General features: G+C 63.2%; 10 protein-coding genes. 4 read left to right on the plus strand and 6 right to left on the minus strand.

The annotated features are described in order from the left end of the window. Positions 1–504: 504 nt before the first annotated feature. Both VMA74_RS00085 and VMA74_RS00090 read right to left on the minus strand, forming a co-directional pair. Entirely contained in the window at positions 505–717 is a 213-nt protein-coding gene (locus tag VMA74_RS00085; RefSeq protein WP_325363569.1) for a hypothetical protein, read from the minus strand. A 116-nt stretch (positions 718–833) separates the two neighbouring features. Further along, positions 834–1,274, minus strand: coding sequence for an Hsp20/alpha crystallin family protein (locus tag VMA74_RS00090; protein ID WP_325363570.1), 441 nt, complete (start codon positions 1,272–1,274; stop codon positions 834–836). 225 nt (positions 1,275–1,499) lie between these two features. Between VMA74_RS00090 and VMA74_RS00095 the strand changes: the two genes are divergently transcribed. Next, positions 1,500–1,934 carry a host attachment protein gene (locus VMA74_RS00095; RefSeq protein WP_325363572.1) on the plus strand — a complete coding sequence of 145 codons (435 nt, stop codon included), beginning with the start codon at positions 1,500–1,502 and terminating at the stop codon, positions 1,932–1,934. A 167-nt stretch (positions 1,935–2,101) separates the two neighbouring features. Continuing rightward, entirely contained in the window at positions 2,102–4,426 is a 2,325-nt protein-coding gene (locus VMA74_RS00100; RefSeq protein ID WP_325363574.1) for a heavy metal translocating P-type ATPase, read from the plus strand. 20 nt (positions 4,427–4,446) lie between these two features. On the opposite strand, the gene VMA74_RS00105 is transcribed toward VMA74_RS00100, so the two are convergent. From VMA74_RS00105 to VMA74_RS00120, 4 genes are all read right to left on the minus strand, one after another. Continuing rightward, positions 4,447–5,931: an asparagine synthase-related protein gene (locus VMA74_RS00105; RefSeq protein ID WP_325363576.1), complete on the minus strand. Its 1,485-nt coding sequence runs from the start codon at positions 5,929–5,931 to the stop codon at positions 4,447–4,449. Between the two features lie 17 nt (positions 5,932–5,948). Continuing rightward, positions 5,949–6,818 carry a glycosyltransferase family 2 protein gene (locus VMA74_RS00110; RefSeq protein ID WP_325363578.1) on the minus strand — a complete coding sequence of 290 codons (870 nt, stop codon included), beginning with the start codon at positions 6,816–6,818 and terminating at the stop codon, positions 5,949–5,951. A gap of 378 nt (positions 6,819–7,196) precedes the next feature. Next, positions 7,197–7,808 carry an OmpA family protein gene (locus tag VMA74_RS00115; protein WP_325363580.1) on the minus strand — a complete coding sequence of 204 codons (612 nt, stop codon included), beginning with the start codon at positions 7,806–7,808 and terminating at the stop codon, positions 7,197–7,199. 107 nt (positions 7,809–7,915) lie between these two features. Then, on the minus strand, positions 7,916–8,206 hold the full coding sequence (locus VMA74_RS00120; protein ID WP_325363582.1) for a hypothetical protein: 291 nt from the start codon (positions 8,204–8,206) through the stop codon (positions 7,916–7,918). Positions 8,207–8,373: 167 nt separating this feature from the next. On the opposite strand from VMA74_RS00120, the gene VMA74_RS00125 reads away from it, so the two are divergent. Both VMA74_RS00125 and ftsH read left to right on the plus strand, forming a co-directional pair. Next, entirely contained in the window at positions 8,374–8,907 is a 534-nt protein-coding gene (locus tag VMA74_RS00125) for a hypothetical protein (protein WP_325363584.1), read from the plus strand. A 3-nt stretch (positions 8,908–8,910) separates the two neighbouring features. Further along, entirely contained in the window at positions 8,911–10,749 is a 1,839-nt protein-coding gene (gene ftsH / locus VMA74_RS00130) for an ATP-dependent zinc metalloprotease FtsH (protein WP_325363586.1), read from the plus strand. The last annotated feature ends 164 nt before the right edge of the window (positions 10,750–10,913 follow it).

The raw sequence follows: 10,913 nt of genomic DNA on the forward strand, positions 1-10,913 counted from the left end.
AATGGGGCTCCTGCTACTCGCTGCGCTCGCACCCCACCCTAGCCCCAATGCTCCGAACTTAAGGATGTTTCAGCTTCCAGAGACCCCATGCCCGTCATTCCGGCGAACGCCGGAATCCAGTTTAAATACACTGTGCGAAGCACACAAAGCCTTTCTATTGTGTGCTTCGCACGACATTGTTCACTGGATTGCCAAGCTTTGCTGTTGTAAAGCGCCTCGGCGTTCGCCTGAATGACGAATCTGCGCTGAAATAGCATCGCCGAAGGCCATAAGTTCGGAGCATTGGGGCTTAAATCGCTTGACGATCACCACCTTAAAAACGTCAGTATTGCGAATCGGCTTGCATAAATGTGTCAGTTGAGGACTTTCGAACTTCAATTGAAACTATAAAATACATAAATATCGACTGGTTGTGATCGATGACGCCATTAGCAGGACCGCTCGGCGAGCGCATCGGGGTTGAAGGCGGCCAGCACCTTCATGATGCGCTGATGGTGCGGTCGGTCAGCCGTTAAAAACGCCATGACCTACGTCCCTGATGAGATCGTTCAGTAGCGCCTGCTCATCGGGCGCCATGCGCTGCAGGTCCAAGCTGCGCGCCTCGCGCTCGTACAGGGCAAGCGCCTCCGCCGGCGTCACAGTGGCGTTGTCAGGCAGGTGCCGGGCGGCCAGGCGTAATTCGGGGTAGCGTTTGATCGGGATGGCATGGGGGAGCATGCAGGCATCTTACCCGTCCTGGGGACGCAGTCCATTATTGGAGCGCGTTGGCGGGGTTCGTCCCGGATCAACTCCAGGGCGAACCGCCAGCTTGCAAGGGCCTGCACCGCAACAACTCAACTCACCGTCAGCTTGCGCCCGTGGCCGTTGCCTTTCTTCGGCAGATCGAGTGTGAGCACGCCGTTCTCGTAATGCGCGCTTGCCTTGGTGTTGTCCACTTCGTTGGGCAGGCTGAATGAGCGGTAGACCTGGCCGTAATAGCGCTCGGTGCAGATGTCCCGATCGTCTTCCTTCTTCTTGGTTTCGCGCTTGACCTCGGCGCTGATCGATACCTGGTTGCCTTCGATCGATACGTCGATGTCATCCTTGTTGACGCCGGGTATTTCCGCCTTGACGGCATAGCTGCGGTCGTTCTCGGTCACGTCGATGCGCATGTCCGGCGTCTCCAGTTCCGACCAGCGCGGACGCAGGTGCAAACCGTTGAAGAAATCTTCGAACGGCGATTGTTCCAGACGGGAAAGCGTTTTGAATGGACTCCAGCGGGTAAGGTTGGCCATGGTGAATATCCTCCGTACGGTTCATTGGGGGGGACCCACGCACCCATGCCTGGGTCGTTGCTCAGCGTAAACGCCTGGCGGCTTGGCGCAGTTGATCCAGATCAATTCGGCAAGCGTTTTTTGCACAGTAAAGATCGCCTTTGTTGATGGCTATCAAGTGCTTCCCGCGCCGCCGGCCTACGCTGAATCGGCGTCCTTGCAAAAACGAATAGCGGGAGTGTCACCATGTCGAGAAAAACCTGGGTACTGGTCGCCGATGCCGCCAAGGCTCGCCTGTTCGAACTGGCTGGAAAAGGTACAAACCTGACCGAGATAGCGTGCTACACGCATCCCAACGGCCGCGCGCCCGGCTGCCATCCGATGCACGGACGCCTGCCACGCACCCATGAAAGCATGGGTGCGTCGCGCCACGCGATCGAGCCGAAAACCACGCTGAAGGACAAGCATGCCAAGGAGTTTGCCGATACCTTGAGCAACGTCGTGCAGCACGGTCGCCTGCAAGACCTTTACGACGATCTGGTGCTGATTGCACCGCCGCGCTTTCTCGGCACCCTGCACGAGTGCATGGACGAGCAGACCCTCAAGCGCGTGGTGAGCGAACTCGGCAACGACCTGATGACGCTATCCCCGGCCGAGCTTCGCAGCCATCTTCCGGCGTGATGCGTGGCCGCAACCGACGTCATGATCGGCGCGACCTTCGCCGGGGTCGCGCCAAGCATTCGATGGCACGCATGCGTAGCGTGGAGTGAGACCCGCATCGATGGCGCAGCGCATGCCGGGATGTCATCCCGGCTCATGCAACGGCGGATGGAGGCATGGGTGAAGGCATGACATTGTCCCACTCGATCCACCGCTCCCTGGCTTGCTTCTGCGCTTTGGCACTGCTCGCTGGCCTGATCGCGCGCTTCTCCGGCCATGGCGCGCTTTCCGGCGTGCTATGGATCGCCGGCGCCATTCCGGTGGCAGTCTCGCTGCTTGTTTCCATCATCATCCAACTGTGGCATCGCGACGCCGGTGTCGACGTCATCGCCCTGCTTGCCATGGCCGGTGCGATCGCCCTGGACGAAACGCTCGCTGCGGCCATCATCGCACTCATGTTTGCAAGCGGCCGCGTGTTGGAAGACTACGCCGAAGGCCGGGCCAAGCGCGAAATGTCGGCACTGCTCAGCCGCGCACCGACATCGGCAAACACGTACCAGGGCGATCAACTGGTGCAAGTGCCCATTGCCAAGGTATTGCCGGGCGACCGCTTGCTGATCCGCGGTGGCGAGGTGGTACCCGTGGACGGCCGGATCGAATCCGGGACGGCGGTATTGGACGAGTCGGCCTTGACCGGCGAATCGTTGCCGACACGACGCGCCCGGGGCGAGACAGTGCGCAGCGGCGTGCTCAATGCAGCCGGGCCATTTGATCTGCTGGCGACCACCGCCGCCGCCGATAGCAGCTTTGCCGGCATTGTTCGGCTGGTCGAGCGCGCGCAGCAAACGAAAGCGCCCTCGGCGCGTATGGCTGATCGTTACGCGTTGCTGTTTCTGCCGCTGACGCTCGCGCTCGCGGCGGCGGCGTGGGCGCTATCGGGCGATCCCATGCGCGCGCTGGCGGTGCTGGTGGTCGCCACGCCCTGCCCGCTCATTCTTGCCGTGCCGGTCGCGCTGGTTTCCGGCATGTCGCGTTGCGCATCGCGCGGCGTGCTGGTCAAAGGGGGCGGTGTGCTGGAGCAGCTTGCACAAGGCGCGGCGCTCTTTTTCGACAAGACCGGCACGCTGACGGCTGGACATGCGCGCGTGACGGCCATCGACGTTGCCGGCCCGGACCATGCCGACAAGGTCAACGCCAACGGAATCGGCGCCGATGAATGGCTGCGCATGGCGGCCTCGCTCGAACAGATGTCGCAGCACGTGCTGGCCGAAGCCATCGTCTCGTTTGCGCGGCAGCGCCAGCTTGTCCTGGCCAAGCCCACGGCGGTGCGGGAAGAACACGGCGCCGGCGTGGCCGGCGTGGTCGAAGGACAGCACATCGCCGTGGGCAGTTACGCGTTCGTCACCCGGGTAGCCGCAAGCGCAGACTGGGCCGAACGATTGCGCAAACGGATGCGCCGCGAAGGTGCGACGGGTGTATTCGTGGCCGTGAATGGCAGCATGGCAGGCGCCTTGCTGCTCGGCGACGAGATCCGGCTGGATACGCCGCGCGCCATCCGGCTGCTGCGGCGCACGGGCATACGGCGCATCGTGATGCTGACGGGAGATCAGCGTGACATCGCCGAAACCATCGGCGAAGCGCTGGGCGTCGACGAGGTGATGGCCGACCAGGCGCCGGGCGACAAACTCGATGCCATCAAGGCAGCCAAGCACTCCGGCATCACCATCATGGTCGGCGACGGCATCAACGATGCGCCTGCATTGGCCGCGGCCGATGTAGGCGTTGCGATGGGTGCCCGCGGTGCGGCGGCGGCATCGGAAGCAGCCGGCGTGGTGCTGCTGGTCGACCGCCTGGATCGCTTGGCCGAAGCGCTCGTCATCGCCCGCCGCACAAAGAGGATCGCCACCGAGAGCGTATTGGCCGGCATGGGCCTGTCATTGCTTGCGATGGCATGCGCCGCGCTGGGTTATCTCCCGCCGGTGGCGGGCGCGATGTTGCAGGAAGGCATCGACGTAGCGGTGATCCTCAATGCGCTGCGGGCATTGCGAACCGGCTTGGCCGGCACGGCGCAGCGGCTCGATGCCGCCGAGAGCTCGCGCCTGGCGGCGGAGCATCACGAACTCGGCCCTGTGCTCGATCGCATTCGCGCCTGCGCCGATCGCCTGCCCATGCTGACGGAAGCGGCGCTCCACACCGAATTGGCCGAACTCGATGGCTTGTTGAGAAGCAAGCTGTTTCCGCACGAACGCGAAGATGAAACCGCCTTGTATCCACGGCTGGAACGCATGCTGGGCGGCGACGATCCGCTGGCGCCCCTGAGCCGCACACATCGCGAGATTCTTCGCCTGGGACACTTGTTCCAGCAAATGACGGAGGACCTTCCGCCAAGCCACATACCAACGGAAACCGTGCAGGACCTGCAACGGGTGCTGTATGGGCTAGATGCGATCCTGCGGCTGCATTTTGCGCAAGAGGAAGAGATTTACCACGGCGTGACGGAGACCGGTTCGTAGGCTCGGATGAAAAACCAAGCCTACGAACAGACGGCCGCGCCTTGCACGACGGCCGCAGGCTGTTGCGCGCGGTGCAACAGCCACGGCAGCATCACCGCTAGCAAGTAGAACTTCGAGGCGAAGTATTTGTTGTCCAGATGCGCACGGTGCGCATCCAGCCACGCCGGTGCGCCGGGCAACAGGCCCAGCGCGGCGGCATCGGCGGCGAACTGGCGCACGCAATCGAAACGCAAGCGCGCAAGCCCGCACACGTCGAAGCGGAAGCAACCTTTCTTCTTGACGTAAGGCAGGTTCAAGAACGATCGCGCGATGTGTTTGCGCACCAGCACCTTGTTGGTGCCGTCCGGCCCGACCAGATAATCGTCCGGCACCTCGCGCATGAGCCATTGGCCGAACCGCAAGTCGCAATACGGATACGCGAGCGGCACGGCCAGCGCGTGGGTGGTATAGAGCCCTTTGCCGAAGCTCGCCGCCTCGACGATCGCCGCGGCGACGCGACGGCGGTCGGCTACCGTGCGGGCCGCCTGGATCGCGGGTAGGAACACGCTCAAGCGCTGCCGCGAATGCGCGGCCACCGGCTCGCCCAGAAGCGCATCGACTTCCTGGTCGCTGAAGCGCGAACCGGGGAAAAAACGTTCGAAAGCGCTCATCTGCAGGATGCTCAACGCATAGCACACGCGGAAGCTACTGCGCACGCCCCATAGATGAAACAAGCCGGCCGGAAGCGGCCATTGCTGCGCCAGCACGCGGATCACCTGATGGCGCCAGCGGCCCGGCATGCCGAAATACCCGTCGGAGCCGAGCGCGTCGATCACGCCGTCGCCGCCGCGGCCGCACACCTCGGTGACCAGGTCGACATACGACAGCATGGCGAAATCCGCCGTCAACAAGGGAATGCGCGGCACGCACGCCAGGTAGCGGTCATACGCCCGGCCGGGATCGCACACCAGCGTTTCGTGACGCAGGCCGAGATGACGGGCCACCCATTGCGCCGACGGCAGCTCGTTTTCCTCGCGCCCGCCGAGATAGGTGATGCAGATAACGTCCGGCCGCACATCGGCCACCGCGATTGCCAGCGAGGTGGAATCCTTGCCGCCGCTTTGCAGCAACCATGGCCGTTGCATGGACGCGGTCGTGCGCGCCACCGCCGCGCCGAGCAACTCGTGATAGGCCTGCACCAGCGCTTGGCCGTCGCGGTCAGCGCGGGAGGGCCTGGACGCGGGCGTCCACGCTTGCAGGGGAGCATGCAGCGCCGGATCGTCGAAGCTCCCTACCACCGGATAGCCGCCGGAAAAAGCCAGCTTGACGTTGTGATAAGCCGAGTGCGGCGGATAGACGAAACCATTGCGCAGCAGATCGGCCATCGACACCGGGTCGAGCGACGCCTGATCTTTCGCCAACGCATCGAGCGCAGAAAAATCGACCCCGCGCGGATCAGTGCGCATGCACAGCGCGAGCGGCAGCGGGGATTGCTCGCAAACCATCGGATCGATGATCGAAGCCATGGATGTGTCCCCCGCCGTCAAGCGTGCCGCCCTGCATGGACCCGACGACGCGCCACGGTGAGCAGGCAGCGCCGCAGGTGGCGCGCATAACCCACCGCGTGCGCGGCGTACAACTGGCCTCTGCTCAACAAGCCCTGTGCATGCAAGGTATTGCGCACATCGACCGCGGCGCGATACATCGCGCGCAGATCGCCGCTGAGTCCGCCCACGCCAAAGGGCGGCTTGTGCCAGGACGCCAGCACCTGGTCGAGCCGCGCGCAGCGATAACCGGACAGCAGGATCTGCGCCCATAGCAGGAAGTCTTCGCCACGCCGACGCTTCTCGTCGAAGCGAAACGGCAGATCGCGACGCAGCATCACCGAAGCGGTCGGGAAGGAACGGCGCCACAAGGACAGGCGTGGCGGCAACCCCCGGCATTGCACGGGATAACGCACGGCTGGCGCGGGTGCGCCGCGCGGCTGCACGTTCATGTCGTGGGCGATCAGTGCGATGTGCGCATCGCCCTGCACGGCCTGCAGTTGCAGTTGGAGTTTCAGCGGATGCCAACTGTCGTCGGCATCCAGGAACGCCACCCAGGGCTGGGAAGCATGCGCCCAGCCATGGTTGCGCGCCGCAGCCGGACCGCGGTTCTCCGGCAGCGCCAGAACCTTGACCCAGGCTGCCGGATAACGGCGCGCGACATCCGTCAGGCACCTCAGCGTGCCGTCGCCGCTGCCGTCGTCGATCAACAGCACTTCGGCCGGCCGGCATGTTTGGGCGGCCACGGAACTCACGGCTTGCTCGATGGTGTGCGCACATCGAAAGCACGGTATGACCACGCTCACCGGCGCCGACGCGTCCTGGCATTGCTCGCCGATCTGGTGAACCGTTCGAGTTACCCACGCCATGGTGTGGCCAGTCGTTCCAGTGCTGTCCATATCAGCATTGATTCCCATGCTCGCTTGACATACCCCGGCGCGTCGCCGGCCATAGATTCCTGCATGCCATACACGGCATCGCATGCAGGGCATAGCCCCCGATACAGGCGGTCCGAGCGACCTTATCCGTGTCGCTGTCGAGTTTCCGTGTAACTTGCCGGGAGGCCGGGCGTGGCCTTTTCAGTCAAGGGCTTAAGATCGTGCGCGGAGCCTCCCAGGTTGGCGGTGAGGCAACGCCGAACCCCAAGGTTGCCATCCGCATGGCAACCTTGGGGTTCGCATGCGTTCACTACCCACCTACGCCAGCTGCTTCGCAGAGGAGGGAACGCATCGTGGCGAGCAGTTGCATCACCCTTGCCCTTGCGGCGCCGCTTGGGCCTGGGCCTGGGTGCCGGCGAAATCCACCACCAGCGTCACGCGGCGGTTGGGTTCGCCCTCATCGCCGGATTTGCCTTTCGCTACCTGGCGATTGAGCGCCTTGCCGTAGCTGACCGTGCGCACCTGATCCGCCGACATGCCACCGGTCTTCACCAGGTAATCGCGCACGGCATTGGCGCGTTCGCGCCCCAGCCGCACGTTGTATGCCGAGCTGCCCGCGTTATCGGCAAAGCCTTCTACCGTGACAACGGCCTGCGGATAATTCTTGGACATGATCTTGGCAAAGTCATCGAGCATGGGCTTGTCTTGATCGCGCAGCGTGGCATCGTTGAAGGCGAAGTGCGATACCGAGTCGACCTGGATGCGTCCGTTCAACTGCGCGATCTTCGCGTCGTATTGCGCGAAACGTTGCTGCATCTGCTGGGTCAGGTTGTCGATTTCCTGCTGCTGTTTCTGCTGGTTGGCGCGCAGCTCGCTGATGGCCGAATCGAAATCGGCTTTTTTGACGTAACCCTGGCATCCACCCAATCCAACGGTCAGCGCGGCCAAGGATACGTAAGCAAGACGTTGATAGGAACGCATGGAACTACCTCCTCGATGACACGGATGAATACCGTCCTCCCACTGTAGAAAGTGCCGGTTGCCGTGGCTTGATCCATGTCACCGAAGCGGCTCTGCGCACGGCGAATCTAAGGGTGCTTTGGCACGCCGCCTGCAGAACACCAGACCGTTTTCCAGGAGCGGCCATCCTCGTTCTGCATGTGAACCTGCGCCGCCTTGCCGGCTGCGACGCGGTATTCCGCCATCCGGCGGGCATGTGCGATGGCAGCGGTCCGATCTTCATGCACGGCCAGACAGTGGGAAGCCGGCCTTGCGCAGATCAGCCATTGCTTGCGTTCGATCGATGCGAATTGGAGCAGAACAATATAGAAATCAGACACATCACCGGCAAACGCCATGGCTTGAACCTTTGCGACCATGACTTTGCAGTGTCATGTGTTGCCATGACGTGAACTTGATCTGGATCAAGTTCAGCCAAATTATTCACGCAGACGGGCAACCCATTCCGCGCTTGATCACGATCAAGCTGCACCGTCGAACGGCGCGCGACCATGCCAGCCACGATCCATGGCAGGAGGCAGCCAGCATGAGCCGCAAACTGATCATCTACTACAGCCGGACGCATGCCACCCGCACGCTGGCGGGAGAGCTCGTCAAGGAACTCGGCGCCGACGTCGTGGCCATCCAGGAACGGCAACCATGCACGGGTTGGAGCGGTTACATGCGCGCACTATGGAATGCCTCCCGCGGCGTGCTGCCGCCGATCGAACCGCTATGCATCGATCCGTCCCACTACGACCTGATCTTGCTCGGCACGCCGGTATGGGCCGGGCGCGCCGCCTGTCCGATGCGGCGCTTTCTGTGCGACGCCGCGCACCAGCTGCCGCCTACGGCATATTTTTGCACCTATGGCGGCCGCGGTTACGACACCGCCTTTCACGACATGAGCGACCTGGATGGCAAGGCGCCGGTAGCCACCCTCGCCGTGCGCCGCAGCGATCTTGTGCATGACCATTACGCGGTGCAGCTCAACCGCTTTGTGGCCAAGCTGTCGATCGCCGAACGCTGGCGCGAGGTGCTTGCACCGGCGGATCATGCCTCGCCGCTGCATGGACGCTGAGCCATGCCGGACCGTCGCCCGCCGCTCTACATCAGCCTGTGGTATGCGCTCGCCGTACTTGCGCTGATCGTGACGTTCCAGAACTTCTACGCCACGCGCCAATCCACCGAGATCATTCCCTACAGCCAGTTCGAAACCTCGCTCAAATCGGGCGAGATCGCGGATGTCACGCTTTCGGATCACACGATCGAAGGCACGTACAAGAAATCAGGCGCGAACGGAAAACCACAGCATTTCATCACCGAGCGCGTCGCACCGGACATCGCCCGCGAACTGACCGATGCCAAGGTGACGTTCCAGCAGGAAGCGCCGCCTGGCCTGTTTGAAAAAGTCTTCACCTGGATGCTGCCGATCCTGGCAATGGTGGCACTGTGGCTGTTCCTGTCACGACAGATGGTCAACAACACCGGCGCGGGCGGCATGATGGCCATCGGCAAAAGCAAGGCGCGCATTTTCATGGAGCGCGCCATCTCCACCACGTTCGCCGACGTGGCAGGCGTGGACGAGGCCAAGGAAGAGCTGAAGGAAATCATCGCCTTTCTGAAAGATCCGCAAGGCTACGGCCGGCTCGGCGCGCACGTACCCAAAGGCGTGCTGCTGGTCGGCCCGCCCGGTACCGGCAAGACCTTGCTCGCGCGCGCGGTGGCCGGCGAAGCGGGCGTGCCATTCTTTTCGATCAGCGGCTCGGAATTCGTGGAATTGTTCGTCGGCGTCGGCGCCGCACGCGTGCGCGATCTGTTCGAGCAGGCACGCGCGCATGCGCCGTGCATCATCTTCATCGACGAACTGGATGCCCTGGGCCGTGCGCGCGGAGCGATGCCGGTAAGCGGCGGCCAGGACGAAAAAGAACAAACGCTCAATCAACTGCTCACCGAACTGGATGGCTTCGATGCAAGCAGTGGCGTGGTGCTGCTGGCCGCCACCAACCGGCCCGAGATTCTCGACCCGGCGCTGCTGCGCGCCGGCCGCTTCGACCGGCAGATTCTGGTCGACCGGCCGGACAAAGCCGGCAGGCTTGCGATACTCGGCGTGCACACGCGCAAGGTGAAGCTCGATCCGAACGTATCGCTGGAAACCGTCGCCGCGCTCACCACCGGTTTCACCGGCGCGGATCTGGCCAACCTGGTCAACGAGGCGGCCTTGCTCGCCACGCGACGCAATGCCATGTGGATCGAAAACCGCGATCTGACCGAAGCGATCGAACGCGTGATTGCCGGGCTGGAGAAAAAAAGCCGTGTGCTCAATGCGCAGGAACGGCGCACCGTGGCTTACCACGAATTGGGGCATGCACTGGTCGCGCTCGCCCTGCCCGGCGCCGATCGCGTGCAGAAGGTATCGATCATTCCGCGTGGCGTCGCGGCGTTGGGTTACACCATCCAGCGGCCGACCGAGGATCGCTTCCTGATGTCACGCACGGAGCTGGCCGACAAGATGGCCGTGCTGCTCGGCGGACGCGCGGCCGAAGCGCTGGTGCTGGGCGACATCTCCACCGGCGCCGCCGACGACCTGGCCAAGGCCACCGCCATCGCGCGCAGCATGGTGCTTGCCTACGGCATGGTGCCGGAACTGGGGCAAGTCAGTTACGAAAACGAAGCGCCCAGCCTGCTCGGCACGCGCAGCGATGAATGGCTGCGGCGCACATATAGCGAGCAGACGGCGGCAACCATCGACAAAGCGGTGCGCGAATTGGTGGACGCCGCGTTCGTGCGGGCACGCGCGATACTCGCTGCAGAGCGTGGCGTGCTTGAGCAGGCGGCGGTGGCGTTGTTGAAGGAAGAAACCCTGTCGGGCGAGTGGTTGCAGGGCTTGTTGAACACGAAGGTGACCGAAGCCGCTGCGTAGGTGGAATCGAATTGGGTTGGGGACAATAACTTAAGCCAAAAAGTTGGTTGTTCGCGGAGATCTGCCCCCTCCCCTGCAAGCAGGGGAGGGGACGTATCCTGGCGAGCGAGAGATACACGCTATCGAGGCGTGTAGGTTGGTGGTGAGCGTATTCGAACCCCAAC

It is taken from the genome of Dyella sp., from assembly GCF_035508675.1.
Lineage (GTDB): Bacteria > Pseudomonadota > Gammaproteobacteria > Xanthomonadales > Rhodanobacteraceae > Dyella_B.

What these genes read in the sequence shown, in the direction of transcription:
- VMA74_RS00085 (WP_325363569.1), bottom strand. Translation starts at nt 717, where the DNA reads ATGCTCCCCCATGCCATCCCGATCAAACGCTACCCCGAATTACGCCTG.
- VMA74_RS00090 (WP_325363570.1), bottom strand. Translation starts at nt 1,274, where the DNA reads ATGGCCAACCTTACCCGCTGGAGTCCATTCAAAACGCTTTCCCGTCTG.
- VMA74_RS00095 (WP_325363572.1), top strand. Translation starts at nt 1,500, where the DNA reads ATGTCGAGAAAAACCTGGGTACTGGTCGCCGATGCCGCCAAGGCTCGC.
- VMA74_RS00100 (WP_325363574.1), top strand. Translation starts at nt 2,102, where the DNA reads ATGACATTGTCCCACTCGATCCACCGCTCCCTGGCTTGCTTCTGCGCT.
- VMA74_RS00105 (WP_325363576.1), bottom strand. Translation starts at nt 5,931, where the DNA reads ATGGCTTCGATCATCGATCCGATGGTTTGCGAGCAATCCCCGCTGCCG.
- VMA74_RS00110 (WP_325363578.1), bottom strand. Translation starts at nt 6,818, where the DNA reads ATGGCGTGGGTAACTCGAACGGTTCACCAGATCGGCGAGCAATGCCAG.
- VMA74_RS00115 (WP_325363580.1), bottom strand. Translation starts at nt 7,808, where the DNA reads ATGCGTTCCTATCAACGTCTTGCTTACGTATCCTTGGCCGCGCTGACC.
- VMA74_RS00120 (WP_325363582.1), bottom strand. Translation starts at nt 8,206, where the DNA reads ATGGTCGCAAAGGTTCAAGCCATGGCGTTTGCCGGTGATGTGTCTGAT.
- VMA74_RS00125 (WP_325363584.1), top strand. Translation starts at nt 8,374, where the DNA reads ATGAGCCGCAAACTGATCATCTACTACAGCCGGACGCATGCCACCCGC.
- ftsH (WP_325363586.1), top strand. Translation starts at nt 8,911, where the DNA reads ATGCCGGACCGTCGCCCGCCGCTCTACATCAGCCTGTGGTATGCGCTC.